Source organism: Geodermatophilus sp. SYSU D00867, from assembly GCF_054050315.1.
In genome coordinates this window covers 1-26,112 of record NZ_JBJGZC010000038.1, presented here as the reverse complement: position 1 = coordinate 26,112, position 26,112 = coordinate 1, and the positions used below count along the sequence as shown (strand labels likewise).

At 74.6% G+C, this 26,112-nt stretch carries 21 protein-coding genes and 1 tRNA gene; 7 read left to right on the top strand and 15 right to left on the bottom strand.

From position 1 onward, the window contains the following. Positions 1 to 593 precede the first annotated feature (593 nt). Complete coding sequence (locus tag ACI8AK_RS22890; RefSeq protein WP_456958154.1) at positions 594 to 1,046, bottom strand: helix-turn-helix domain-containing protein; 453 nt, start codon at positions 1,044 to 1,046, stop codon at positions 594 to 596. A 316-nt stretch (positions 1,047 to 1,362) separates the two neighbouring features. Between ACI8AK_RS22890 and ACI8AK_RS22885 the strand changes: the two genes are divergently transcribed. Both ACI8AK_RS22885 and ACI8AK_RS22880 read left to right on the top strand, forming a co-directional pair. Continuing rightward, positions 1,363 to 1,611 (top strand): helix-turn-helix domain-containing protein, encoded by a 249-nt coding sequence (locus tag ACI8AK_RS22885; RefSeq protein WP_456958153.1) that lies wholly within the window; start codon positions 1,363 to 1,365, stop codon positions 1,609 to 1,611. A gap of 151 nt (positions 1,612 to 1,762) precedes the next feature. Then, positions 1,763 to 2,914: a site-specific integrase gene (locus ACI8AK_RS22880; protein WP_456958151.1), complete on the top strand. Its 1,152-nt coding sequence runs from the start codon at positions 1,763 to 1,765 to the stop codon at positions 2,912 to 2,914. 609 nt (positions 2,915 to 3,523) lie between these two features. On the opposite strand, the gene ACI8AK_RS22875 is transcribed toward ACI8AK_RS22880, so the two are convergent. After that, positions 3,524 to 3,596: transfer RNA gene (locus tag ACI8AK_RS22875), tRNA-Asn, on the bottom strand. Positions 3,597 to 3,735: 139 nt separating this feature from the next. On the opposite strand from ACI8AK_RS22875, the gene ACI8AK_RS22870 reads away from it, so the two are divergent. Beyond that, positions 3,736 to 4,050, top strand: a complete 315-nt coding sequence (locus tag ACI8AK_RS22870; RefSeq protein ID WP_387985211.1) for a hypothetical protein — start codon at positions 3,736 to 3,738, stop codon at positions 4,048 to 4,050. Positions 4,051 to 4,072: 22 nt separating this feature from the next. Here ACI8AK_RS22870 and ACI8AK_RS22865 read toward each other — a convergent pair whose 3' ends face one another. The 8 genes from ACI8AK_RS22865 to dusB form a co-directional block, all read right to left on the bottom strand. Further along, the gene (locus tag ACI8AK_RS22865) at positions 4,073 to 4,654 is read right to left on the bottom strand and encodes a hypothetical protein (protein ID WP_456901938.1); all 582 of its coding nucleotides are present in this window, start codon (positions 4,652 to 4,654) and stop codon (positions 4,073 to 4,075) included. Beyond that, positions 4,651 to 7,476 carry a DNA primase gene (gene dnaG, locus ACI8AK_RS22860; protein WP_387985216.1) on the bottom strand — a complete coding sequence of 942 codons (2,826 nt, stop codon included), beginning with the start codon at positions 7,474 to 7,476 and terminating at the stop codon, positions 4,651 to 4,653. The genes ACI8AK_RS22865 and dnaG overlap by 4 nt, the downstream gene beginning before the upstream one ends. Before the next feature lie 102 nt (positions 7,477 to 7,578). Continuing rightward, entirely contained in the window at positions 7,579 to 8,097 is a 519-nt protein-coding gene (locus tag ACI8AK_RS22855) for a hypothetical protein (protein WP_456901937.1), read from the bottom strand. A gap of 9 nt (positions 8,098 to 8,106) precedes the next feature. Then, on the bottom strand, positions 8,107 to 8,733 hold the full coding sequence (locus tag ACI8AK_RS22850) for a YdcF family protein (protein WP_387985222.1): 627 nt from the start codon (positions 8,731 to 8,733) through the stop codon (positions 8,107 to 8,109). Positions 8,734 to 8,797: 64 nt separating this feature from the next. After that, positions 8,798 to 11,509, bottom strand: a complete 2,712-nt coding sequence (gene ppdK, locus ACI8AK_RS22845) for a pyruvate, phosphate dikinase (RefSeq protein ID WP_456958150.1) — start codon at positions 11,507 to 11,509, stop codon at positions 8,798 to 8,800. Positions 11,510 to 11,772: 263 nt separating this feature from the next. After that, a complete protein-coding gene (locus ACI8AK_RS22840) occupies positions 11,773 to 12,132 on the bottom strand; it encodes a hypothetical protein (protein WP_387985228.1) in 360 nt (119 codons plus the stop codon). Between the two features lie 104 nt (positions 12,133 to 12,236). Beyond that, positions 12,237 to 12,677 carry a hypothetical protein gene (locus ACI8AK_RS22835; protein WP_387985230.1) on the bottom strand — a complete coding sequence of 147 codons (441 nt, stop codon included), beginning with the start codon at positions 12,675 to 12,677 and terminating at the stop codon, positions 12,237 to 12,239. Continuing rightward, positions 12,674 to 13,828 carry a tRNA dihydrouridine synthase DusB gene (gene dusB, locus ACI8AK_RS22830; RefSeq protein ID WP_387985233.1) on the bottom strand — a complete coding sequence of 385 codons (1,155 nt, stop codon included), beginning with the start codon at positions 13,826 to 13,828 and terminating at the stop codon, positions 12,674 to 12,676. Before dusB ends, ACI8AK_RS22835 begins: the two co-directional genes overlap by 4 nt. Positions 13,829 to 13,950: 122 nt before the next feature. Between dusB and ACI8AK_RS22825 the strand changes: the two genes are divergently transcribed. Next, positions 13,951 to 15,150: a glycosyltransferase family 9 protein gene (locus ACI8AK_RS22825; protein ID WP_456958148.1), complete on the top strand. Its 1,200-nt coding sequence runs from the start codon at positions 13,951 to 13,953 to the stop codon at positions 15,148 to 15,150. Here ACI8AK_RS22825 and ACI8AK_RS22820 read toward each other — a convergent pair. After that, positions 15,120 to 16,523: a glycine--tRNA ligase gene (locus tag ACI8AK_RS22820; protein ID WP_387985238.1), complete on the bottom strand. Its 1,404-nt coding sequence runs from the start codon at positions 16,521 to 16,523 to the stop codon at positions 15,120 to 15,122. The genes ACI8AK_RS22825 and ACI8AK_RS22820 overlap by 31 nt on opposite strands. A gap of 218 nt (positions 16,524 to 16,741) precedes the next feature. Here ACI8AK_RS22820 and ACI8AK_RS22815 point away from each other — a divergent pair, with 218 nt between their 5' ends. Next, positions 16,742 to 18,202, top strand: a complete 1,461-nt coding sequence (locus ACI8AK_RS22815; RefSeq protein ID WP_456901934.1) for an Nramp family divalent metal transporter — start codon at positions 16,742 to 16,744, stop codon at positions 18,200 to 18,202. A 10-nt stretch (positions 18,203 to 18,212) separates the two neighbouring features. Here the strand turns inward: ACI8AK_RS22815 and ACI8AK_RS22810 are convergent, their stop codons facing one another. The 3 genes from ACI8AK_RS22810 to ACI8AK_RS22800 form a co-directional block, all read right to left on the bottom strand. After that, positions 18,213 to 19,217 (bottom strand): hypothetical protein, encoded by a 1,005-nt coding sequence (locus tag ACI8AK_RS22810; protein WP_456958146.1) that lies wholly within the window; start codon positions 19,215 to 19,217, stop codon positions 18,213 to 18,215. Between the two features lie 39 nt (positions 19,218 to 19,256). Next, positions 19,257 to 19,574 (bottom strand): antibiotic biosynthesis monooxygenase family protein, encoded by a 318-nt coding sequence (locus ACI8AK_RS22805; protein ID WP_387985245.1) that lies wholly within the window; start codon positions 19,572 to 19,574, stop codon positions 19,257 to 19,259. 84 nt (positions 19,575 to 19,658) lie between these two features. After that, positions 19,659 to 20,507 carry a hypothetical protein gene (locus ACI8AK_RS22800; protein WP_456958145.1) on the bottom strand — a complete coding sequence of 283 codons (849 nt, stop codon included), beginning with the start codon at positions 20,505 to 20,507 and terminating at the stop codon, positions 19,659 to 19,661. A gap of 280 nt (positions 20,508 to 20,787) precedes the next feature. On the opposite strand from ACI8AK_RS22800, the gene ACI8AK_RS22795 reads away from it, so the two are divergent. Beyond that, entirely contained in the window at positions 20,788 to 22,638 is a 1,851-nt protein-coding gene (locus tag ACI8AK_RS22795; RefSeq protein WP_456958143.1) for a serine/threonine-protein kinase, read from the top strand. An 81-nt stretch (positions 22,639 to 22,719) separates the two neighbouring features. Here the strand turns inward: ACI8AK_RS22795 and ACI8AK_RS22790 are convergent, their stop codons facing one another. Further along, positions 22,720 to 23,565 carry a protein kinase domain-containing protein gene (locus ACI8AK_RS22790; protein WP_456958141.1) on the bottom strand — a complete coding sequence of 282 codons (846 nt, stop codon included), beginning with the start codon at positions 23,563 to 23,565 and terminating at the stop codon, positions 22,720 to 22,722. Between the two features lie 254 nt (positions 23,566 to 23,819). On the opposite strand from ACI8AK_RS22790, the gene ACI8AK_RS22785 reads away from it, so the two are divergent. Next, the gene (locus tag ACI8AK_RS22785; RefSeq protein WP_387985256.1) at positions 23,820 to 25,922 is read left to right on the top strand and encodes a cation:proton antiporter; all 2,103 of its coding nucleotides are present in this window, start codon (positions 23,820 to 23,822) and stop codon (positions 25,920 to 25,922) included. The last annotated feature ends 190 nt before the right edge of the window (positions 25,923 to 26,112 follow it).

Here is a 26,112-nt window from a genome sequence, read left to right as displayed (position 1 = left end):
GGCGGGCATTAGCGTGGGACACGAGACCTCCGGGTCGTCGGTGAGGCGTCAGCACCCACACCCTCACCCGGAGGTCTCCTCGCTGTCTCAGCCCGCTAGGCCGTCAACAACGCTCGTGGTCACTACAGCTAGCCGATGGGTCCTGCTTGGCTGCGTCTGTTACGCGCAACAACTCGTTGATGACTGCTGTGGCGGACTCTGCCGCCTCCTTTTCGGGGGTCGGCGCACTACTTGTCTCAGAAGGTCTCGTCGCGGTCCGCGAAGGTGTCGCCTCACTCGATGAAGAGCTCTGGGGAGGTTCCGTCGCCGTCGAGCACCCGGTCAGGGCCAGCAGGACAGGCAGCAGCACACCGGTCACCCGCCCCCGCGCGGTCATCGCGACAGCACCCCACGCGTCCGCCGGCCGTTCCGCGGCCCCTGCACAGCTCTAAAGAGGTCCAGACACGATCGCTGAAGGGAGCTCCACAGCACGTCGGCCCAGGTCAAGCTCCACTGGGTCGTGCGAGCCATGGGCACCTCCGGGGCTGGGGTGGCGGGAAATTACCACCGGGGACCGTCAGGAGGGGAAGCCCAAACCTCCAGTACTTCTCCGGTCAGCCGCCGGACGACGCCAAGGACGCGTGGTCGCTGCGTGAGCGTTGAATCGCGGCGTGGACCTGCGCGGTGTCCACCCGGAGGACCTCCGCCACGGCGCGGATGAGGTCAGCCGTCGGCTCGGTGCCCGGGCGGCCGTCCTCCAGTCGCACATACGTCATGACGGACACGCCTGGGGCGCCCATCTCGTTCGTCGCCAGGCCGGCCGCCAACCGGAGCGCCGCCAGCGGCGGATCGCCGGAATCGACGTCGAGCAAGTGAAGCGGCTCGACGCCGAGTGCGGCGGCCAGTCGCGGCACTAATCGAGGGCGGGGACGCTCGAGACCCAACTCCCAGACCCGGATCCGTGCGGGGCTGGACAGCTCGAGCAGTTCCGCGAGGTCGTACCGGGTCAGCCCGGCCGCCTCCCGCGCGGCCTGCAGTCGATCGCCTCGCAGTAGCGGCCGCGCCACAGCAGTTCCCCCATCGCCGAGCCGGTCGAGCCAACCCCGCTGTCCCGCACCTTAGGACCACAGGAGGCCGGCGACGGTGATCCGACATGCGCCGAGTCATGACCGGAGAAGAACCGGGGGCCGACCGGAGCCGCAGGTGGCCGAGCGTCGACCGCTCCGCCGCGCCGGACCTCCCGCGGCGGCGCTGGGAGGGGGGAACCGGGGGTGTTCGGAGGCGCGGTCGGGAGGCTTCGCCCCGCCGGTGCCTGTCACTGACTACCTGCCCCGTCGACCTGCGTGCGGCGTTCCGCCCATGGGACCGCTCGAGAGGACCGCCATGAACCACGACCAGCGCGCCGGTGCGGCGCCCGTCCTGCTGACCCTCGACGAGGCTGCCGCCTTCCTGCGGACCCCGGCCGGGACCCTGCGCTACTGGCGACACCTCGGCGTCGGACCCGAGGGCTTCCGTCTCGGCCGCCGCGTCATGTACCGGCTCGAGGATCTGGCGCGCTGGGTCGCCGAACGGCAGGACGCCGACCTGACCCGCCGGGACGTGAGTACCTCGCCCCGGCGCCGCACGTCCTGACCCCACGACGCGGTTGCCGCTGTCCACAGGCCTGGGTCCGTCCCCAGATCCCTCGGCCGAGGGTGGCGATGGCCTCGTTCCTCTACAGACGCTGCCCTGGCCGGATCCCACAGGGGTCCGGCACGGACCGTCCGCGTACCGAGGAGGTGCCATGGCGAGGCCACCGCTGGCAGTGGGGACCTTCGGGAAGATCGACTTCTTCGTGGTCGGCAAGAAGCGCGTACGCGCCCGCGTCAGCTTTCGGGATTTCGACGGCCGTCGTCGCTTCGTGACCCGCTACGGCGAGAGCCGTCCCCAGGCCGAGCGGCGACTGCGCGAGGCGCTCCGCGACCGGGACGGCTCGGCGGAGACCACGGCCGGGTCCGGGGCCGACAGCCGGGTCAGCAGCCTGGCCACGATGTGGCTCGCGGAGATCGACGACAGCGAGTTGGCGACGGGCACCAAGCGCCTGTACCGGTTTGCGGTGACGTCCCACGTGCTGCCGGCGCTGGGAGAGCTCCGACTGCGGGAGGTGACCGTCCCGGCGGTCGACCGGACTCTACGCGCCATCAGGAGCACCCACGGCGCCGGGGCGGCCAAGACCGCGCGCAGTGTGCTCTCCGGCATGCTGGCGCTGGCCGTGCGGCACGGCGCGATGCCGGCGAATCCGGTCCGGGAGACCTCGATGAAGCGTACGCAACGCCGGACCGCTTCCGGTCCGCGTGCCCTCACCGTGTCCGAGTCCGCGCAGTTGCTGTCCCGGCTGGCCACCGATCCCGAGGCGGTGCGGCTCGATCTCCCGGACCTGGTCGAGTTCCTGCTCGGCACCGGGGTGCGCATCGGGGAGGCGTGCGCGGTGCGGCGGTCGGCGGTCGACCTGCACCGCGCCTCGCTGACGATCGCCGCCACCGTGGTGCGTGTGCCGGGCCGCGGGCTCGTGATCCAGGAGTTCCCCAAGTCGGTGGCCGGCCGGCGCACCATCGGCCTTCCGGACTACGTCGTCGGACTGCTGCGCCGCCGGGAAGAGGAGGGCCGCGTCTCCGCCGACGCCGGGGTCTTCTTCCCGAGCCCGTCGGGACGCCTCCGCGATCCCCACAACACCAGCGGAGACCTCCGCAGGGCGTTCGACCGGGCCGGGTTCGACTGGGTCACCTCGCACGTGTTCCGCAAGACCGTGGCCACCCGGCTGGACGAGGCCGGCCTGTCCGCACGCCAGATCGCCGACCACCTCGGCCACAACCGCCCGAGCCTGACCCAGGACGTCTACATGGGCCGCGGACTGCCCAGCCCCCAGGCGGCAACCGCCCTCCAACGGCTTCGGTAGCTCCTCCGTAAACCGGGCGGGTCCGTCGAGATCAGTGGCCGCCGGTCAAAAGGCCGCCTCACGGGGAGCCGGCCGCTGTCCCCAAGCGGCCCACTTTGGGCGATTGGGGCGCGCAGGGCCGTAGTCCCCTCCTGGGCGGGATCGACGACTCTTAGCATCGGCCCATGACTCGGAAGCCACTGCGGTGCCGCTTCGGGTTTCACTCCTACGTCCAGCGACATCCGGACGGCGAGCAGCCCTTGAGTGTGGACGACAAAATCTGCCGGAGGTGCGGCAAGCGCACGGGCGCCCCGTTCGCGTGGGCGCCGCACGTCTTTCCCGGGTGATGTTCTCAGCGATGGTGGCGGAGGGGTAAGCGGCCAGAACGTGGCCCTAAAGCCGCCCTCAGGGACACCAGCGCTCGCGATGCTCGGGTCGTTCAGTCCTCGACCGCGTCCTGCGGTACCGGTACGACCCGACGTGACGAGGTCCCGGGCCCCGTGGGCACGACGACGTGGGGCTGGCCGCGGCCAGGCCGACGCAGGGAACGCCGCCCGGTGGTTTGTTGGTCGTTTGTTGGTCGTCGGCCGAGGCTCGGATCGCCTACCAGGCCGTTGACCTGCGGTGTTGCTCCCCCGATTGGACTCGAACCAATAACCCTGCGATTAACAGTCGCATGCTCTGCCAATTGAGCTACGGGGGATGGGCGGGTGCGACCCGCACGCCTCACGAATGTACCCCACGCCCTCCGGCGCCCCGCGCAGGCCCTCCGGATCGCGGACGATCGCGTCGCGCCGTAGCGTGATCACGAAGCAGTCCGCCCCGCGACCCCGGAGGTCCCCGTGGCCAAGTTCTCCTTCCTCCTCGGCTTCGGCGCCGGGTACGTGCTCGGCGCCCGGGCCGGCCGCGAGCGCTACGAGCAGATCCGCGGGCTGTGGTCCGACGCCAAGGACAACCCGCAGCTGCAGGGCCTGGCCGGGATGGCGCAGGCCCGCGCCGACGACGTCGTCAGCTCGGTGAAGGCCAAGATGGGCCGCGACACCGGCTCCAACGGCGCACCCCCGCGCAGCACCGGCACCACGACGACGCCGCCCACCACGGCCACCGAGTCCCCCGACCTGACCGCGCTGCCGGTCGACCCGCCGCCGGTCGGCTGAGCCCGGCCACGAACAGCCGACCTCAGCCCGGCTGCTCCGCGGCCAGCGCCTCCTCGAGCTTGCGGCGGGCCACCTCGCGCGCCTCCGGGTCGCTGCGGTCGGCGTCGTCGTCGAACACGACGGTCCACTCCCGCGCCGCCTGACCCGGCACCCGGCGCGCCACCAGCACCACCCCGCCGCCGTTCGGCAGCGGGGAGCGGCGGCTGGCGACCACCGTCTGGTCCACCCGGCGGCGCACCACGGCCGGCAGGTCGCCGGCGTCGCTGAGCGCGTGCCGCTGCGCGGGCTCGCGCGCCTGGACGCCGGGCTCCACCTCGGTCAGCGCGCTGACGGTGAAGCTGCCGCCGCCGTCGTCGGTGGCCGCCCAGCGCGCCGAGCCGACCTCGTGCCAGCGCAGCACCCCCACGTCGCCGGCCGCGTCCAGCGGGAGGTCCGCGGGGACGACGCGCAGCCCGCGGCTGGTGGCCACCAGCCAGCCCTGCCCCCGGACCAGCGTGCCCCAGGCCAGCACCCGCTCCTCGGGGTCGGCCGACGCCTGCACGACGGCGCGCACCGGCTCCGGCGGGCGGGTGAGCCGGCGGCGCAGGGCCGACGCGAGCCTCACGTGAGCCCGCCGATCGCCCGCTGCCGCAGCGAGATGGCCTCCTGCTCCAGCGCCATGAGTTTGGAGAAGGCGCGCATGTACGCGTCGCCCTCCTCGACCGGGTTCATCCGCTGCAGCCTGGCCTTGAGCGCGGTGACCTGCCGGACGATGGCCATCTCCTGCAGCCGGGCCAGCACCGCCGAGACGTAGCCGGCGTCGCCCTCCCCCACCGACCGCAGCGGCTCCACCGCCAGCGCGGTGAGCTGGGCGCGGGCGGTCTCGCGCTCGCAGTGCGCGGCCACCAGGTCCAGCCACTCCGGCCCGGTGACCCGCGCGGCCGCCGCTCCCCCGGCCTGTGCCACGGCCGCGGCGACGGCGGCGTAGTCCGGGTCGGTGTAGGCCTCGGGCGGGACGGCGTCGAAGGAGGGCCCGGCGATCTCGGGCACCTGCAGCGCTGCCTTGACCGCCTCCCGCTCGACCGCCAGCGCGGCGTCGTCCGGGGTGCGCTTGGGGACCCGCGGCCGCGACCGCGAGGACGCCACCTCGCCGCCGGTGATCCGGCGCACCCGCTCGAGCACCTCGCCCTCGTCGGTGTCGCCGATCAGCCCGGCCAGCCGGCGGGCGTAGGCGGGGCGCAGCGCGTGGTCCTTGACCTGGGCGATCAGCGGCGCCGTCCGGTCCAGCGCGGCGACCCGCCCCTCGACGGTGTCCAGGTCGTACTCGGCGAGCGTGGTCCGCAGGACGAACTCGATCAGCGGGGTCCGCCGGGCCACGAGGTCCCGGACGGCGGCGTCACCGTGCGCCTGGCGCAGCTCGCAGGGGTCGCGCCCGTCGGGCTCGACGGCCACGAAGGTCTGCGCGACGAAGCGCTGGTCCTCCTTGAACGTCTTGAGCGCGGCGGCCTGACCCGCGGCGTCGCCGTCGAAGGTGTAGACGACCTCCCCGCGGAACTCGTCCTGGTCCATGAGCAGCCGGCGCAGCACGCCGATGTGCTCGGCGCCGAACGCGGTGCCGCAGGACGCGACCGCCGTCGTCACCCCGGCCAGGTGGCAGGCCATGACGTCGGTGTAGCCCTCGACGACGACGGCCTGGTGTTTCTTCGCGATGTCCCGCTTGGCCCGCTCGATGCCGTAGAGGACGCTGCTCTTCTTGTACAGCGGCGTCTCGGGGGTGTTGAGGTACTTGGGGCCCGGGTCGTCGTCCATGAGCTTGCGGGCGCCGAAGCCGATGACGTCGCCGGTGATGTCGCGGATCGGCCACACCAGCCGGCGGTGGAACCGGTCGATGAGCGTGCCGCGCGAGGACTCCTTGGCCAGGCCCGCGGTCACCAGCTCCTGCTGGCTGTAGCCCCTCGCGCGGAGGTGCCGGGTCAGCGCGTCCCACCCGCCGGGGGCGTACCCGCAGCCGAAGTCGACGGCGACCTGCCGGTCGAAGGCGCGGTCGGCGAGGAACTGGCGCGCGGGCGCGGCCTCGGGGCTGCGCAGCTGCTCGGCGTAGAAGGCCGCCGCCTCGGTGTTCGCGGCGACCAGCCGCGCGCGCTGCCCGGCCTGCGCCCGGTCCGGCGCCCCGGTGGGCCGGCCGCCGTCGTCCTCGTAGGTCAGGTCGATGTTCGCGCGGGCGGCCAGCCGCTCGACCGCCTCGGTGAAGCTCAGGTGGTCGATCTGCTGGACGAAGCTGATGACGTCACCGCCGGCCCCGCAGCCGAAGCAGTTCCCCGTGAGGATGTTGTCCTCGAGCGTGAACGCGTGGGTGCCGGGCACCTCGGCGCAGTAGACCTCCTCGATCCGATCGCTCCACTCCACCGACCGGACCACCCAGCGCTTGCGTTCGTACTTCTTGCGGTTGGCGGCGATGCGCCCGCGGTGGTGCTGCAGCAGGAAGAAGGAGTCGGGCAGCCCCTTGGTCATGAAGCGGACGTTGTAGACGTCGCTCATGACGCCGTCGATGCCGAGGCGGGTCTGCTTGGCCACCCCGTAGGTCCCGATGCCCAGACGGGTGCACAGCGTCCGCACGTACTCGAGGTCGTCGACGCGGGCCGAGTTGAGGACGGCGTCCCCGTCGTCGGCCACACACCCGTCGGCGGCGAAGTAGCCGGCGAGCCAGCCGAGCAGGTATGAGGCGTCCTCGTCGAGGGCCGGTCGCTCGTCCTTGAAGTAGGCCGGGAGACCGTAGTACTTGGTGACCCCCTCGCCCTCCCAGCTACGGCAGCCGTCGAAGTACCGGGAGAGCTGCGCGTCCTTCTCGCCGAAGAGGTTGGCGATCGAACCGGAGCCCGCCCGCGTCCCGTCGCCGTAGACCAGTCCACGGGCGATGCCGAACGGGGACGGTCGCGTGGCCGGGTGCAGCACCCGGCTCATCGGGAACGACGGGGAGAGCTGGTCCCCCGGGCGCAGGTCCCTGGTCAGTTTCTCCCGGCGGTCCTGCCGCAGCTTCCCCGCCGGGACGAACCAGCGGTGCTCGTCGGTGGCGAAGAGCTCCTTCTCCCGGCCGTTGCGGGAGACGACGACGCGCATGAGCCGCTGCACGCCGTACGAGCGGAACGGCGCCTCGACCCAGCCGCCGTCCCCGTTCAGCACCCGGACCGTCCGCCCGGCGAGCTCCGCGATGGGCACGACGCCGTCCTCGGTGAGGACGCCGGTCTCGCCCGCGAGGCAGTGGTAGAGGTTCCGCGAGGGCGTGACGTGGAACGACGGCGACTTCTCGTCGTGGAACGGGCACAGGCCCTTGAGGCTGCCGCCCCCGGCGCGCTTGAGCTGCAGGTGCTCGCCGACCACCTCGTCGATCCGGCTGCGCTCGCGCACCAGCGCGATGTCCGCTGCTCGGATGCGTCCCCGGCCGGCCATGGGCCTCCTCCGTCGTGCTGCTGCCGGGACGCCCGTGCGCGTCCCGCACCGATCATCCCCCGTCGCGAGGACGGCCAGGGGCGGCCCTCGTCCGCCGTGGGCTCAGCTGCCGCCCGCGGCCGCGGCGCCGCCGGCGGCGACGGCGACCGCCGTGCCGTAGGTGCGCCGCTGCAGCACCAGGACCAGCCACAGCAGGAGGACCTGGACGTCAAGCGGCAGGTCGTCGTCCGCGGTCAGCGTCGGGCGGGGTGACCAGCCGCCGGTGGAGCCGCTCTCGGCCACCGCCCGCTCCCCCGCCGTGAACCGGTAGGTGCCCTTCCACCAGGACGCCGGGACGACGTCGACCGCGGTGCCGTCGACCTCGACCCGCCAGGTGCCCCGCCACGCCGACACCTGCCGCGCGGTGAACCGGGCGGCGTCCTCGGGCTCGGTCGCCCACCGCCCGGCCAGCACGCCGCCCTTCCGCCGTCCGAGCACCCACTCGCGGTCCCCGACGACGGCGACCGACGCCTCCCGCCAGAAGTCCGTGGAGCGCAGGCGGCCGACCGGCTCCCCGTCCCGCAGGACCGGCACCTCGCGTCTGGCCGCCCCGCGCTCCCCCGCCCTCCCCAGCTCCAGCACGCGCCCTCCTCAGCCGATGCCGGGCGCGCCGGCGACGCTCTCCCCGGTCACGCGGTACAGCAGGTACGCGGCGGTCTCCCGGAGGATGTACCGGAACTGGGTGTTGCGGGTCTGCACGGCCGGGCCCTGCCGGGTGGGCGAGCTCTCGGCGCTGATGCCGGCGTCCTCGGCCATCCGCTCGGCGCGCATGGCGTGCCAGGGGTCGGTGACCAGGACGGCGCTGGTCCACCCGCGCTCGCCGAACGCGGTCCCGACCGCCCGCATGCTCTCCAGCGTGTCCACGCCCTCGGGGACCGCGAGCAGCGACTCCCCGGGGACGCCGGCGCTCATCAGGTAGTCGCGCCCGGCCTCGGCCTCGGTGAACTGGTCGCCGGCCGCCTTGCCGCCGACGGTGACGACCACCGGCGCGACGCCGTCCTCCCACAGCGACAGCGCGTGCTCCAGCCGGGCCTCGAAGATCGACGACGGGACGCCGTTGTACTGCGCCGAGCCGAGCACGACGATCGCGTCCGAGGCCGGCCGCGCGTCGTGCCGCGCGGTCCACCAGATGGCGGCCGCGGTCGAGGCGACCAGCAGCAGGGCGGCGAGCACGACGGCGCCGAACACCCGTGTCACCAGTGCCCCGGCCCGCGTCACCGGTCGAGGATGACACGGGCCGTGCGCCGGGTGTGGTTGGTGCGACGGGCGTGCCGCGCGGCCGTCAGGACCCGGCGCGCTCCCCGCCGAGCGCCGCCCGGCCGGCCTCCAGCCGGGCGACCGGCACCCGGAACGGCGAGCAGGACACGTAGTCCAGGCCCACCTCGTGGAAGAAGTGCACCGAGTCGGGGTCGCCGCCGTGCTCGCCGCAGACACCGAGCTTGAGGTCCGGCCGCGCCGCGCGGCCGCCCTGCACGCCGACCTCCACCAGCCGGCCGACGCCCGGCCGGTCCAGCGACTCGAACGGGGAGACGCCGAAGATGCCCTTGTCCAGGTAGGCGTGGAAGAACGCCGCCTCGACGTCGTCGCGGGAGAAGCCCCAGGTCATCTGGGTGAGGTCGTTGGTGCCGAAGGAGAAGAACTCCGCCGACCGGGCGATCTCCTCCGCGGTCAGCGCCGCGCGGGGCACCTCGATCATCGTGCCGATGAGGACGTCGAGCTCGACGCCGCACTCCTCGAACACCGCCGCGAGCACCTGCTCGGACTCCTCGCGGATCGCCTCGAGCTCCTGCACCGCGCCGACCAGCGGGATCATGATCTCCGGCCGCGGGTCGCCGCCGGCCGACCGGCGCTCGCACGCGGCCTCGGCGATGGCCCGCACCTGCATGGCGAACAGCCCGGGCACGACCAGGCCCAGCCGGACGCCGCGCAGCCCCAGCATCGGGTTCTGCTCGTGCAGCCGGCGGACGGCGGCCAGCAGCCGCAGGTTCGCCTCGTCGGGGTGCCCCTGCGCCTCGGCGACGGCGACGCGCACCGACAGGTCGGTGAGGTCGGGCAGGAACTCGTGCAGCGGCGGGTCGAGCAGCCGCACGGTCACCGGCAGCCCGTCCATCGCCTCGAAGATCTCGACGAAGTCCTGCTTCTGCAGCGGCGCCAGCGCGTCCAGGGCCGCCTGCTTGTCCTCGTCGGTCTCGGCGAGGATCAGCTTCTCCACCAGCTGCCGGCGGTCGCCGAGGAACATGTGCTCGGTCCGGCACAGGCCGATGCCGCGGGCGCCGAAGCGGCGGGCGCGGGCGGAGTCCTCGGGGGTGTCGGCGTTGGTGCGGACGTCCAGCCGCCGCACCTCGTCGGCGTGGGTGAGGATCCGGTGCACGCTGCGCACGAGGTCGTCGGCCTCGGGCGAGTCCGGGCCGATCTCGCCCTCGAAGTACCGCACGACGGCGGAGTCCTCGACCGGCACCTCCCCGAGCCACACCCGGCCGGTGGAGCCGTCGATGGAGATGACGTCGCCCTCCTCGACGGTGACGCCGCCGGGCGCGGTGAACCGCCGGTTCGTCGTGTCGACCTGCAGCTCCTCGGCGCCGCACACGCAGGTCTTGCCCATCCCGCGGGCGACGACGGCGGCGTGCGAGGTCTTGCCGCCGCGGCTGGTGAGCACTCCCTCGGCGGCGATCATCCCGGCGAGGTCGTCGGGGTTGGTCTCGCGGCGGACGAGGACCACCTTCTCGCCCCGGTCGGCCCACTGGACGGCGGTCTCGGAGGAGAACACCGCCTTCCCCACCGCGGCACCCGGCGAGGCGTTCATGCCCTGGGTCAGCCGGGTGGCGTCCCCTCCGGAGACGAACCGCGGGAACATCAGCTGGGCGAGCTGGTCACCGGTGACCCGGCGGACCGCCTCGTCCGTGTCGATGAGGCCCTCGTCGACCAGCTGGGTGGCGATGCGGAAGGCCGCGGCCGCCGTCCGCTTGCCCACCCGGGTCTGCAGCATCCACAGCTTGCCGCGCTCGACGGTGAACTCGATGTCGCACAGGTCGCGGTAGTGCGACTCGAGGGTGCTCATGATCCGCAGGAGCTCGTCGTAGGCGCCGCGGTCGATCCGCTCGAGCTCGGTGAGCGGCACGGTGTTCCGGATGCCGGCGACGACGTCCTCGCCCTGCGCGTTCTGCAGGTAGTCGCCGTACACGCCCTGCTCGCCGCTGCCCGGGTCGCGGGTGAACGCGACGCCGGTGCCGGAGTCGGCGCCGAGGTTGCCGAACACCATCGAGCAGACGTTGACCGCCGTGCCCGCGTCGCCGGGGATGCGCTCGCGGCGGCGGTAGAGGATCGCGCGCGGGCTGTTCCACGAGTCGAAGACGGCGTTGATCGCCAGGTCCATCTGCTCGCGCGGGTCCTGCGGGAAGTCCCGGCCGGTGTGCTCGCGGACGATGGCCTTGAACCGGCCGACGACGTCGCGCAGGTGCTCGGCGTCGAGGTCGAGGTCCAGGTCGGTGCCCTGCTCGCGCTTGGCCTCGTCGAGGGCGTGCTCGAACGCCTCGCCGTCGATGCCGAGCACCGTCCTGCCGAACATCTGGATCAGCCGGCGGTAGGAGTCCCAGGCGAAGCGCTCGCTGCCGGACTGCGCGGCCAGCCCCTGCACCGACTCGTCGTTGAGGCCGACGTTGAGGACGGTCTCCATCATCCCGGGCATCGAGGCCGCGGCCCCGGACCGGACCGAGACCAGCAGCGGGTCCGCGGGGTCACCGAGGGTCTTGCCCATCGCCTTCTCCAGCGCCGTCAGGTGCTCGGTCACCTGGCCGGCGAGGTCGGGCGGGGTGCTGCCGTGCTCCAGGTAGTGGCGGCAGGCGTCGGTGGTGATCGTGAAGCCGGGCGGCACGGGCAGCCCGAGGTTGGTCATCTCGGCGAGGTTCGCGCCCTTGCCGCCGAGGAGGTCCTTCTGGTCCTTGTTGCCCTCGCTGAAGTCGTAGACCCAGGTGGTCGTGCTCGTGACGCTGCCCACCGTGCACCTCCGCGCTCGTCCCGCCGGCCGCCCGTCCGCCGGTGCGGCGTCGCGGGGTCCCCGTCGGCCGCTCCGGCGAGCGCGGCCCCGGGTTCCCGGTCAGGGGTAGACGTCTCATACGTCCACCCGGAGCCAGGCAGCGATCGTGACCCACCGGACGGTGGACACGCCAGCCCGTCAGCCGTCCGGGGACACGGAGGTGAGCGCGCTTCCGCAGCGGACGGCCGGCCCGGCGGGAGAGCGGGCCGGGCCGGCCGGGGGGATCAGGCGACGAGCGTGAAGCCGAGGACCGCGAACAGCAGCGTCAGCACGACGACGAGGATGCCGACGTACAGGCCGGTGCGGTTGACCGGGGACGGCGGCGGCGGGACGTAGCGCGGGAAGCCGCTGGCCGGCGCGCCGCGCTGCACCTGCGCGGCCTGCTGCGGGGTGGGCGCGAACTGCGGCTGCGGCGGCAGCTGGACCTGGCCGGGGAAGGCCACCTGCGTGGGCGCGGCCGGCTGCGGGACGGGCGCGGCGGCCGGCGCGACACCGGCGGGCGCGAAGGGCGCAGCGTGCGCGTACGGCCCGGGCGGGGCGTACGGCGCGGCGGGGGCGACGGGCGGGTGGGGCGGCTGCGTCAACGCGGTTCCTCTCGGGCTGGCCCGGTGGACCTCCAGCCGGGCGGCGCACATGGTGACAGCCCGGTGGCACTCCGAGAAGGGATCCGCTCGCGGCGCCGGCGCGGTCAGCCGGAGGTGCCGCAGACGCGCGGGCCGTCCTCGAGGACCACGGCCAGCGTGGCCTCCGCGCCGTCGTCCCAGCGGACCCGGACCTCCTGGCTGTCCTGGTCCCCGAGCCGGCCCTCCGCGACGCCGACCACCTCGGCGTCGCCGGGGTGCTCGTACCCGGCGAGGACGTCACCGACCTCGCCGCGGTCGCGCTCGGCTTGGCACAGCAGGTCGCCGGCGGTCTCGGTGTCGCCGGCCTCGAGCGCGGCCAGGAAGACGCCGACCGCCTCGCGGGCCTGCTCCTCCCCCGAGCCCTTCACCAGCGGCAGGGCCACGACCATGGCGACGGCGAGCGCCACCGTGCCGCCGAAGATCCCCAGCAGCAGCCCGTTGCGGCGCCGCGGGGTGCCGGTGTGCAGCGCCTCGGGGCCCTCGTCGTACAGGTACGGGCCGCTCATCCGCCGCTCGTCTCCAGCTCCGCGCCGGCCGGCGGGCGCGGGTCGTCGCGGTCGTCGAGCCAGCCCTCGGGCAGCGCCACCGGCCGGGGGCTGCTCGTGCGCCCGCGCGGGCCGCCGAGGACGGCCGTGGGGTAGGGCTGGTCGGGGATGCGGTCGAGCAGGCCGGCCAGCTCGTCCAGCGAGCTGACCATCGCCAGGGCGCGACGGACGTCGGAGCCCACCGAGAAGCCCTTGAGGTACCAGGCCACGTGCTTGCGGAAGTCGGTGCAGCCGTGCAGCTCGCCCTGCCCCTCCGACAGCAGCCGCGCGTGCCGGACCATCACCGCGGCCACCTCGCGCAGCGTCGGCAGCGCCCGGCGGGACTCCCCGGCGAAGGCGGCGGCGAGGTCCCCGAACAGCCAGGGCCGGCCCAGGCAGCCGCGGCCGATGACGACGCCGGCGCACCCCGTCTCGCGCACCAGGCGCAGCGCGTCGTCGGCCTCCCAGACGTCGCCGTTGCCGAGCACCGGGATGTCGACGGTCTCCACCAGCCGGGCGATCGGGCCCCAGTCGGCGGTGCCGCTGTAGAGCTGGTCGGCGGTGCGCCCGTGCAGGGTGATCGCGGCCGCGCCCTCGTCCTGCGCGATCCGGCCGGCGTCGAGGTAGGTGACGTGGTCGGCGTCGATGCCGATGCGGGTCTTGACCGTCACCGGCACGTCGCGGGCGGCGCGGACGGCGGCCCGCACGATGTCGCGGAAGAGCACCCGCCGCCACGGCAGCGCCGAGCCGCCGCCCTTGCGGGTCACCTTGGGCACCGGGCAGCCGAAGTTCAGGTCGACGTGCGCCGGGCGGGTGCCGGCGACCTCCTCGTCGACGAGCATCTCCACCGCGCGCCCGACGGTGGCCGGGTCCACGCCGTAGAGCTGCACGGAGAAGCCCGCGGCGGCCTCCTCGGGGGTGGCCCGGATCATCCGCAGCGTCTTCTCGTTGCGCTCCACCAGCGCCCGCGTGGTGATCATCTCGCAGACGTACAGGCCGGCCCCGAACTCGCGGCACAGCGTGCGGAACGCGGGGTTGGTGATGCCGGCCATCGGCGCGAGCACCACGGCGGGGTCCACGGTGAGCGGCCCCAGCCGCAGCGGGGCGACCGCCGGCGCCAGGGTGCTCGTCACGCGGTCCAGGGTAGGTGGCCGCGCCCGGTGGCCGGGGTCACCCGCGGGGAGGCGCCCCCGCATGGACCGGCGCGGGCCTGGGCAGAGGGAGGCTCCCGCCCGCCGAGCCCAGGAGGACGCGCGTGCCCCGGTCGTCTGCCGCCGCGCTGACCGCGACCGGAGCCCCGGTCCCCGACGTCGGGCGCATCGCGGTGCTGCGGGCGAACCTGCTCGGCGACCTGGTGCTGACCCTGCCGGCGCTGGCCGCGCTGCGGGCGGCGTACCCCGGTGCGGAGGTCACCCTCCTCGGCCGGCCGTGGCACGCCGACCTGCTCGAGGGGCGGCCCGGGCCGTGGGACCGGGTCGTCGTCGTGCCGCCGTGGCCCGGCGTGCGCGACGCCCCGGGCGCCGCGCGGGACGGCGCCGAGGTGCGCCGCTTCCTCGCCGCGCAGCGCGGGGAGGGGTACGACCTGGCACTCCAGCTGCACGGCGGGGGCGGCAACTCCAACCCGCTCGTGGCGGCCCTCGGCGCCCGGGTCACCGCCGGCGCGCGCGACGCCGGCGCGCCGGCGCTGGACCGCTGGCTGCCCTACACGAGCGACCAGCACGAGGTGCTGCGCTGCCTCGAGCTCACCGGCCTGGTCGGGGCGGTGCCGGTGACCCTCGAGCCACGGCTGGCGGTCACCCCGGCCGACGCCGCGGCTGCCGACCGGGTCCTGCCCGCCGGTCCCGCGCCCCTGGTCGCCCTCCACCCCGGCGCGAGCGACCCGCGGCGCCGCTGGCCCGCGGAGCGCTTCGCCGAGGTCGCCGGCGCGCTGGCCGCCGAGGGGGCGACCGTGGTGCTGGTGGGCTCCGGCGGCGACGACCGGCGCGCCGCCGACGCGATCCGCGCGGCGACGGCGGCGCCGCTGCTCGACCTGGTCGGCCGGCTGTCGCTGTCCGCGCTGGCCGGGGTGCTGGCCCGCTGCCGGCTGCTGGTCGGCAACGACTCGGGGCCGCGGCACCTCGCCGAGGCGGTCGGGACGGCGACGGTCGGCGTCTTCCTCGAGCACAACCTGCTCAACGCCGGCCCGCTGACCCGGCGGCGGCACCGGGTGGCCGTCTCCACGCGCACCGCGTGCCCGGCCTGCGGCCTGGACCAGAGCCGGGCGCGCTGCGCCCACGACCGCTCCCTGGTCGCGGAGGTGTCCCCGAAGACGGTGCGGGCCGCCGCCCTCGACCTGCTCGAGGACGGCGGCCCGGTGGTGCACCCGGCCGCACCCGTCGTGCACCTCCGCGGAGGTGCGCCGGGCACGTCCGCGGAGGTGCGCGGTCAGCAGCCGGGGAGGCGGGCGGCCAGGTAGGACTCCACCTGGTCCAGGCCGATGCGCTCCTGGCTCATCGAGTCCCGCTCGCGCACGGTCACCGCGTCGTCGGTGAGGGTGTCGAAGTCGACGGTGAGGCAGAACGGGGTCCCGATCTCGTCCTGCCGGCGGTAGCGGCGGCCGATCGCGCCGGCGTCGTCGAAGTCGACGTTCCAGTTCCGGCGCAGCGCGGCCGCGAGGTCGCGCGCCTTGGGCGAGAGGTCGGCGTTGCGCGACAGCGGCAGGACGGCGGCCTTGACCGGCGCCAGCCGCGGGTCCAGCCGCAGCACGGTGCGGGTGTCGACGCCACCCTTGGCGTTGGGCGCCTCGTCCTCGGTGTAGGCCTCGACCAGGAAGGCCATCAGCGAGCGGGTGAGCCCGGCCGCCGGCTCGATGACGTACGGCGTCCAGCGGGTGTTGGTGGCCTGGTCGAAGTAGGACAGGTCCACGCCCGAGTGCTCGGTGTGGGTGGACAGGTCGAAGTCGGTGCGGTTGGCGATGCCCTCGAGCTCGCCCCACTCCGAGCCCTGGAAGCCGAAGCGGTACTCGATGTCGACGGTGCGCTTCGAGTAGTGGGAGAGCTTCTCCTTCGGGTGCTCGAAGTGCCGCAGGTTGTCCGGGGAGATGCCCAGGTCGGTGTACCAGCGGGTGCGCTCGTCGATCCAGTACTGGTGCCACTCCTCGTCGCTGCCCGGCTCGACGAAGAACTCCATCTCCATCTGCTCGAACTCGCGGGTGCGGAAGATGAAGTTGCCCGGGGTGATCTCGTTGCGGAAGGACTTGCCGATCTGGCCGATGCCGAACGGCGGCTTCTTCCGCGCCGCGCCCATGACGTTGGCGAAGTTGACGAAGATGCCCTGCGCGGTCTCCGGGCGCAGGTAGTGCAGCCCCGACTCGTCCTCGACCGGGCCGAGGTAGGTCTTGAGCATCATGTTGAAGTCGCGCGGCTCGGTCCACTGGCCGGTCACGCCGCAGTTGGGGCAGGTGACCTCGGTGAGGCCGTTCTCCGGGAGCCGCCCCTTCTTCGCCTCGAAGGCCTCCTCGAGGTGGTCGGCCCGGAAGCGCTTGTGGCAGTTCTGGCACTCGGTCAGCGGGTCGGTGAAGACGCCGACGTGGCCGGAGGCGACCCAGGTCTGCCGCGGCAGGATCACCGAGGAGTCCAGGCCGACGATGTCGTCCCGGCTCTGGACGACGGTGCGCCACCACTGCCGCTTGATGTTCTCCTTGAGCTCGACGCCCAGCGGCCCGTAGTCCCAGGCGGAGCGGGTGCCGCCGTAGATCTCACCCGACGGGAAGACGAACCCCCGGCGCTTGCAGAGGTTGACCACCTTGTCGAGGCGGGCGGGGTCGTGCGTGGTGTTGCTGGCGCTCACGAGCTCGGTGCTCCATCCGGCTGGCGGTCGGCGGTTGACCTGCCCACGGTAGTCGGCCGCGGCGCGTCGCCCCTCCGCGGGACGGGCACGGTCCACGGGAGGACGACGTCCCGGACCGGACGGACCGTGGCGTCGCCGCCCGTCCCCGGGCAGAGTGACCTGCCACACAGCGACGAGGCGGCGCCGCCGGTTCCCGGCCGCGCCCGGGAGGAGGTCCGATGGCCAGGTCAGACCGCGCCGGAGCCGTCGGGGGCACGCCGGTGGAGGACGTCGCCGCCGCGTTCCCCACGCGTCACCACCCACGCCCCGAGGTCCGGGCCATGCCGGAGGAGCCGCGCCGGCAGCTGCGGCTGATCGGTCCGGGCATCATCGCCGCCGGCGTCGGGCTGGCCTCCGGGGAGTTCATCCTCTACCCCTACATCGCCTCCCAGGTGGGGCTCGTCTTCGTCTGGGCGGCACTGCTCGGGCTGCTCACCCAGTACTTCCTCAACATGGAGATCGAGCGGTACACGCTGGCCACCGGCGAGACCGCGCTCACCGGTTTCAGCCGGTTCTGGCGGCACTGGGGCCTGTTCTTCGCGGTGCTCACCTACTTCGCCAACCTGTGGCCCGGGTGGTCGACCAGCTCGGCGACCCTGGTCACCTACCTGGTCGGCGGAGGGGATCCGCGCTGGATCGCGATCGGCATGCTGGTCGCCATCGGGCTCGTCCTCACGCTCGCCCCCGTCGTGTACGTCGCCCTCGAGCGGGCGCAGATGCTCAAGGTCGCCGCGGTGCTGGTCCTCTTCGCCGTGGCCGCGGTCGTGGCGGTGGGCGCGGCCGCGTGGTCCGACGTGCCGCAGGTCGTCACCCGGCCGCGCATCCCGGTCGAGGAGCTGGGCTTCGCCCTGCTGCTCGGCGCGCTGGCCTTCGCCGGCGGCGGCGGCGGGCAGAACCTGGTGCAGTCCAACTGGATCCGCGACAAGGGCTTCGGCATGGGCGCCTACGTGCCCCGGCTGGTCAGCCCGGTGACCGGCGAGCCGGAGGCCGTGCCGAGCACCGGGTACGTGTTCGAGCCGACGCCCGACAACCTGCGCCGGTGGCGCGGCTGGTGGCGCTTCGCGAACGTCGAGCAGCTCGCCACGTTCGTCGCGATCACCTTCGTCACCATCCTGTTCACCTCCCTGCTGGCGTACGCGACGGTGTTCGGCCGCGACGACGTCGCCAACGACATCGGCTTCATCGAGATCGAGGGGCAGGTGCTCGGCGAGCGGGTCGGGACCTGGTTCCAGTACTTCTTCTGGGCGATCGGCGCCTTCGCGCTGTTCGCCGCCGCCCTGGGGATCGTCGACTACACCAGCCGGCTCGCCGCCGACGTCATCAAGACCTCGTACGCCCGGAACGCCAACGAGAGCAAGGTCTACGCGGGCCTGGTGTGGGGCCTGATCGCCATCGGCATCGTCGTGCTGCTCGCCGGCCTCGACCAGCCCCTGGTGCTGCTGGTCATCTCCGCCGTCGTCGGCGGGTTCATGATGTTCGTCTACGCGGGCCTGCTGATCCTGGTCAACCGGAAGCTCCTGCCCGCACCGATCCGCGTGCGGGGCGTGCGGCTGGGCGCCCTGGTGTGGGCGATCCTGCTGTTCGGCACGCTGTCGGTGCTGACCTTCCGCACCCAGCTGGAGACCCTCTTCGGCGGCTGACGACGCCGGGTCAGGGCTCGGTGTACCCGCAGACGGCCGGGCCGCCCTCGTCCACCACGGTGACGACGAAGGTGGCCGGCCGCCCGCTGTCGAGGGTCACCTCGAAGGTGACCTCGTCGACGTCGCCGGCCGCCGCCGCGCCGGTGGCCGAGCCCTCGGTGATCCGGCCGCCGAGGAAGGCGTCGAAGTCGGCGAGCACCGCCTGCCCGTCGGGGAACTGGCCCCGTCCGTCGGCGCACAGGCCGTCGTAGGCCGCGGCCGCGTCGCGGTCGACGACCGACTGCACCCACGAGGCGGCGAAGTCCGGGCTGCCGGGGACGTTGAGGTCCCCGCCCGCTCCCCCGCCCCCGCCCCCGGTCGGGGTGCCGGCGCCGCCGCCGAAGCCGCCCCCACCGGACGACTCCGGCGAGGAGGACGGGGGCGACGACGAGGTGGACGCCGACGTGCCGGCCGACGTCGCCGTCGCGGCCGGGCCGCCGCCGTCGTCGTCCCGGGAGAGGAGGACCGCGGCGAGCACGCCGCCGCCGACCAGGAGGACGGCGAGCGTGGCGAGCAGGGCGACCAGCGGGCCGCGGTTCCGGCGCGGCGGCTGCGGCGGGGCGCCGTACCCGGGCGGCGGCCCGTAGCCCGGCGCTCCGTAGCCCGGCGCTCCGTAGCCCGGCGCTCCGTAGCCCGGCGGGCCGTACCCCGGCGCGGCGGCGGGCGGCTGCCCGTACGGGGGCTGCTGACCGAGGCCGGGCTGCGCCTGACCGAACGGGGCCTGCCCGTACGGTGCCTGCCCGTGGGCAGGCTGCCCGTACCCGGGCGGGGCGTACGGCGGCCCGCCGTACCGGGGCTGCTGGGGTCCGGGCTGCTGCCCGGGGGCGCCCATCCGCAGGGTGGGGTCGCGTTGCTCGGGACCGCCGGGCAGCCGGTCGGTGGGCTCGTCGGGCAGCGGACGCGGGGGCGGCGGTGGGAGGCGCACCTCGCGGGTGCGCTCGGGCGGCGTCCCCTCGTCCTGCGGCGGCTGGCTCATCGCGCCTCTCCCGGGCCGGTGTGTGCTCTCGCGGGCAGGCTACGCACCCGGGGCCTGCGCGACCGGGCGCGCGCCGGGCTCGTCGACGGGGAGGTAGGCGCCGGGCTCGTCGAGGGCGTGCACCCACACCGGCGCGCCGGCGACCTTGACCTCCGCGGCCGACAGCGCGCGGCGGTAGGCGCCCACGCCGTCCCAGCGGGTGACCAGCGCCCACAGCGTCGGGTCGTCGGCGCAGCGGCCGGCCTCCCCGCCGTGGCAGCCGGGCCGGGCGGTCAGCGCCGCGAGCAGCCCGTCGACGGCGTCGGCGAGGCGGGCCGCCTCGGTCTCGGGCACGCGCAGCCGGGTCACCGCGAACACCGGCCCATCGTGCCGCAGTCCGGCGGTGGAGACGCCGACGGCCGGCCCCCGCGCGCTGCGGGGACCGGCCGTCGGAGGGGTGCGTCAGCCGAAGTTGCAGACCGTGAGGTCCTGGCCGACCCAGACCTGCACGCTCTGGGTGGTGCCGTCGCCGAGGGTCAGCTCGAAGGTCGCGACGTCGACGGCGTTGGCCGGGTCGTACTCGATGCTGACCAGGCCGCCCTCGGCGATGGTCTGGCCGCCCAGGACCTGGCTGTAGAAGTACAGCGTCAGGTACTCCTCGGGGCCGTACTCGGTGCCGGCCGAGCCCTGCTGGGCCGCGGCCTGCAGCTCGGCGCAGGACAGCCCGTAGGCGGTCGCGAAGTCGAAGTCGTAGACCGCCTGCACCCACGCCAGCGCGAGGTCGGAGGAGCCGGGGATCTGGCCGGCGTCGGCGCCGCCGGTGTCGTTCCCCATGGGGGTGCCGGTGCTGCCGCCCCCGCCGTTGCCCGGGGTGCCGGCGCCCGGCGGCACCCCGACCGGGCCGCCCATGTCCATGCCCATGCCCGAGCCGGTGCCGGTGTCGGAGCCGGCGCCGGACCCGGTGTCGGGACCCTCGTCGCCGCCCTCCTCGCCGCCGTCGTCGGAGGCGTCGGCCGAGGTCGAGGACTCCTGCGCCGCCGGGGCCGGGGTGTCGTCGCCGCGGAGGAGGAAGAACAGGAGCACGCCGACGCCGGCCAGCACCACGACCAGCCCGGTGATCACCCAGGGCAGGACGCTCCTCCTCTGCGGCGGCTGCCCGTAGCCGCCGGGGCCGAAGCCGGGGCCGCCGCCCGGGCCGAAGCCGCCGGGCGCGCCGTAGCCGCCGGGGGCGCCGTACTGACCGGGCGCGCCGTACTGACCGGGCTGCGCGTACTGACTCGGCGCGCCGTACTGGCCGGGGGGCTGACTCATCTGCTTCTTCCGTTCGTGGGGACGGGCGCTGGGGGCCCGAGAGCGAGAGGAAGATAGGGAGACCCCGCCGTCCCGACCACTGGTTCGCGCGCGCCAGTTCCGCCGCCGGGTCACGGCCCGGTCACGGTCCGCCGCCCGGTGGCCGCCCCGTCCCGCCGGCCACCGAGCCGCGGCCGAGACGCTGGTCGGGCCGGGGACCCGTCCCTAGACTCCGCCGTCGACCCGCACCCGGCGCCGGCTCCGACGAGCGCCCGGAGCTGCGGCACACGGAGGATCACCGGTGGAGTTGCAACAGTTCGGCCCCTACCGCATCGAGGCGCTGCTCGGCCGCGGCGGCATGGGAGAGGTGTACCGCGCGTTCGACACCGAGCACGACCGCACGGTCGCGCTGAAGGTGCTCTCCGAGCACCTGGCCGCGGACCGCGGCTACCGCGAGCGCTTCCGCCGCGAGGCGCACCTGGCGGCGCGGCTGAACGAGCCGCACATCGTCCCGATCCACCGCTACGGCGAGATCGAGGGCCGGCTGTTCCTCGACATGCGCCTGGTGCCCGGCCGCGACGTCGCCGCCGTGCTGGCCGAGGAGGGTCCGATGAGCCCCGAGCGGGCGGTCGGCGTCGTCAGCCAGACCGCCCGGGCCCTCGACGCCGCGCACGCCGACGGCCTGGTGCACCGCGACGTCAAGCCCTCCAACGTGCTGCTGACCGGCACCGGTGACGACGAGTTCGTCTACCTCGTCGACTTCGGCATCGCCCGGTCGACGTCGGACGCGCAGGGCCCCGCGCTGACCCAGACCGGCGCCGCACTCGGCTCCTTCGACTACATGGCGCCCGAGCGGTTCCTCGAGAAGCCGATCGACAAGCGGGTCGACGTCTACGCGCTCGCGTGCGTGCTGTTCGAGTGCCTCACCGGCCGGCGGCCGTTCACCGGCGACGGCCTGGCCACGCTCATGTACGCGCACCTGAACACGACCCCGCAGCCGCCGTCCGCGCTGCGGCCGGGCCTGCCCCGCGGGCTGGACGACGTCGTCCTCAAGGGCCTGGCCAAGGAGCCCGACGAGCGGTACGGCACCTGCGGTGAGTTCGCCGCGGCCGCGCGGGCGGCGCTGAGCTCCGCCGGCGTGACCGTGCGGCCCGAGACCGCGCCGCCGACGTCGGTCGCCCCGCTGCTCGCCCACCCGCAGACCGTGGGCTTCTCCAACCCCGGCCCCGCCGGCTCCTACGGGGCGCCGTCGCACCCGGGCGCGCCCGCGGCGCTGTACACCCCGCCGTCGGACCCGGGGCCGCCCACCGGCTACGGGCCGCCGTCGAACCCCGGCCCGCCCACCGGCTACGGGCCCCCCTCGAACCCGGGCCCGCCCACCGGCTTCCCGCCGCCGGCCGGGCCCGGGTTCCCGCCGCAGGGCGGCTCGTCGGCCTCGGGCGGCGGGAAGGGCTCGAACAGGCTGCCGCTGCTGATCGTGGGGGCCGCGGTGGCGCTGATCGCGGTCGTGGTCGGGGTCATCGCGCTGGCCGGCGGCTTCAGCGGCGGCGACGACGTCCGGGCCGACGACACCGGCACCTCGACCGGGGGCACCCCGGACGGCGACACCTCCGGCGGCGACACCTCCGGCGGCGACACGTCGGACGGGAACACCTCAGGCGGCAGCACCGGCGGCGGGACCTCCACCGACGCCGACGCCCAGGACCAGCTGCTGGCGATCCTCCCGGGCGACTTCGACCCGGCGGCCTGCGAGACCGCGGACCCGGCCGGCGACGGCGACGTCGCCGCGGTCAACTGCGGCGCCGCCGCGACCCAGCCCGGTCCCGGGGCGTCGTCGTTCTACCTGTACGAGGACGCCGCGACCGTCGACGCCGTCTTCCTGGCGGACATGACCCGCGAGGGCGTCAGCCCCTTCACCGGCCAGCCGGACTGCGCCACCGGGCAGGGCTACGACGAGTACACGATCGGCGGGGTGGACGCCGGCCGCCTCGGCTGCTTCGTCGACGGGGACAACAACGCGATCCTGTACTGGACGCAGGACGACCTCGCCGCCGAGGGCATCGTGGCCATCCAGAACGGCGGCCAGGCCGGGCTGGGGACCCTGTACGCCTGGTGGACCGACAGCGCGCACAGCGACTTCACGCAGCGCTGACCGTCTCCCGGCCCCGCACACGACGAGGGCCCCGTCCCCACCGGCCGGGGGGGACGGGGCCCTCGTCGTGTCGGACGCCGGTCAGGCGCGGGGGGCGGCCAGCCCCTCGGCGGCCATCCGGTCCAGCCGCTCGGCCACCTGCAGCGCGGTCACCGGGCGCTGCCCCACCGGGGCCAGGCACTCGGAGACGAGCGCGGCCTCCTCGTCGGTCAGGCCGGGAGCGATCGCCGGCTCGGCGCTCATCACCCGGCGGATGGCGAGCAGCGGCTCGCCGTCGGGCAGCTCGCCGTACAGGCCGGTGCCGGTGAGCGCCCGGTTGAGGGTGGCGCCCAGGGCGAACACCTCGGTGGCCCGCGAGGGCCGGTCACCGCGCAGCAGCGCCGGGTCCAGGAACTCGACCGAGGCGGCGCTGGCCATGCCGGTCAGCGTGACGCCCGGCGCGAGGTAGCGGGCCAGGCCCAGGTCGGACAGCTTGCCACCCTCCTCGGTGAGCAGGACGTTGGCCGGCTTGACGTCACCGTGGGTCAGGCCCGCCTCGTGCAGCGCGTGCGCGGCGTGCGCGGCGTGCGCCACCGCGCGCAGCACCTCGCCGCGGCTCAGCGGCCGCGCCGGGGCGGCCAGCGAGCCGAGGGGGCAGTACTCCATCGCGTACAGGAAGCTGTCCTGCAGCACGGCGTCGTAGACCTTGACCAGGTACGGCGAAGCCACCTGGGCGAAGGCGCGCAGCTCCCGCACGCCCCGCTCGTAGGCCTGCTCGCTGTGGGTGCCGGTGAAGACCTTCACCGCGACGTACTCGTCGGGCAGGCCGAGCCGCGCCGGGGGGCGGGCGAGGTAGAAGCGGCCGTTGTTGCCCTCACCGAGCACGCGGACCACCTGGTAGTCCGCGATGTTGGCAGGCGCCGCGCCCACCAGGCCGACGGCATCCATGCATGTCCTCCTGAAACGCTGTATCCCCGGCCGCGCCGGACGCCGCGGTGCGCGGCAGCGGCACAGTGTGCCGGGGGACCCGCCGTCCGGGAACCGGTTCGCGCCCGCCGAGATGCCGCGCGCGCGGGACCCCTGCGACCGGACCGCCGCGGCTAGCATCCGCGCCCGGCGTGGCCCCGGGTGCCCGGTCCCCGCCGTCCCAACCGACTCCCGCGCGGTCCCACGCGGCGCGGACAGCCATGCCCGGAGAACACGTGGAAGCGCGCCCCGTCGCAGAGATCATCGCCTACGTCTTCGTCGACCTCGCGGTGATCATGGTCATCGCCCGGCTGATGGGGCGGCTGGCCGTCAAGGTCGGTCAGCCGGCCGTCGTCGGCGAGATCGTCGCCGGCATCCTCCTGGGCCCGACGCTGCTCGGCGCCCTGCCGGGCGACCTCGACCTGCTGCTGTTCCCGACCGACATCCGGCCGTTCCTCAACGTGCTGGCACAGCTCGGCCTGGTGCTGTTCATGTTCCTGGTCGGCCTCGAGGTGGACCTGTCGTTCATGCGCGGCCGGGAGAAGGTGGCCGTCTCGGTGTCGCTGGCGTCGATCCTGCTGCCGTTCGCGCTCGGCGTGCTGCTGGCGACCTACCTGCACACCCAGCACGACGTCTTCACCGCGACCGACGGGTCGACCTCGGTGATCCCCTTCCTCGGGTTCGCCCTGTTCATGGGCGTGGCCATGTCCATCACCGCGTTCCCCGTGCTCGCGCGGATCCTCGCCGAGCGGCAGATGCACCGCGTCCCCACGGGCGTGCTCGCGCTGGCCTGCGCCGCCGTCGACGACGTCCTGGCCTGGTGCCTGCTGGCCGTCGTCGTGGCGATCGTGGCCGCCTCGTCGTTCACCGGCGTGGTGCTGATCCTCGGCCTGTCGGTGGCCTTCGCCCTGGTGATGTTCCTGGTGGTCAAGCCGGTGCTGCGGGTCCTCGTCACCCGCTACGAGCGGCTCGGGCAGCTCACCCCGGAGATGCTCGCCGGCGTCCTCATCGGCATCCTCACCAGCGCCTGGGTGGCCGAGGAGATCGGCATCCACTTCATCTTCGGCGCCTTCCTCTTCGGCGTCGTCATGCCCCGCAAGGGCGCCGCCCGGCTCAACCACGAGATCATCGACCGGCTCGAGCAGGTCAGCGTGCTCCTGCTGCTGCCGGTGTTCTTCGTCATCACCGGCCTCAACGTCGACGTCGGCGCCATCGACCTGGCCGGCCTCGGCGAACTCGGCCTGATCCTGCTGGTCGCCATCTCCGGCAAGTTCGTCGGCGCGTACGCCGCCGCGCGGGCCATGCGGGTCCCGCGGCGCCAGTCCACCGCCCTGGCCACGCTGATGAACACCCGCGGGCTCACCGAGCTGGTCATCCTCAACATCGGCGTCCAGCAGGGCGTGCTCGACGGCGAGATGTTCACGCTCATGGTGATCATGGCCCTGGTGACGACGGGCATGGCCACGCCGCTGCTCAACCTCGTCTACCCCAGGCGGATCCTCGACCGGGACATCGCCGCGGCCGAGCGGGCGGAGATGGGGCTCACCGAGGCCTACACCGTCGTGGTCGTCGTGGACGAGCCCGACCGGGACGCCGCGCTGGTCGAGCTGGCCTGCGACCTGGTCGGCCGCGAGTCGCCCGCGCAGGTCGTGCTGACCCGGGTGGTCCGCCGCTCCCGGCCCAAGCCCGAGGTGTCCAGCGGCCTGGGCGCCGACCTCGAGCTGATGGCCACCGTGGCCGACGAGCTGCGGTCCCTGGCCCGGCTGGTCGAGGCCCGGGGGCTGAAGGCGTCGGTCGCCTCGCGGTTCAGCGAGGACCCGTGGGCGGAGGTGGCCGACCTGGCCGGCAGCACCGCGGCCGACGTCGTCCTGGTCCGCAGCGGCTGGGGCATCGTCGAGGGCGCGCTCACCGCCGGCACCCCCTGGCCGCCGTCGCTGCGCGGGTCGGTGGTCACCGTCTCGGGCGAGCTCGGCGAGGCGGGCCTGCAGCCGGGCGGGCCGGTCGCGGTGCTGCAGGACGGCGACGCCTCCGGCCGGGCCGCCCTCCGGCTGGCCGCGCACGCCGCCGTGGGCCGCCGGGTGCCGCTGCAGCTGCGGGCCGCGGAGGGCCGGCGGGGCGTCCGGCGCAACGTGGCCGACTCGCTGCGCAAGGCCGGCGTCCAGGTCGCCGCGGAGACCGAGACGCTGCCCGCCCTGCTGCTGGCCCCGGCCGGTGCCGGCCCCGTCCCGGCCGCCGACGACCTGACGCCGATCCTGCTCGTGCACGCCGGCACGGCCGACAGCGACCGGGACATGGACGAGACCCTGGCCGGCATCGCCGCCCGCCCCGGGGCCTCCTGAGCCCCGCTCCCCCGCAGGCCCGGAGCCCGCGTCCCGTTCGAGGGGACGCGGGCTCCGTCGCGTCCGGCTCCTGCTCCCCGGCCGCCGCTCGTGGGCTGCCCCCCCCCCGGGGGCGACCACCACACCACCCCCTACACCACACCCACCGGCCCCCCCCACCACCAGGGCCCCCACACCCCCCGGGCCCACA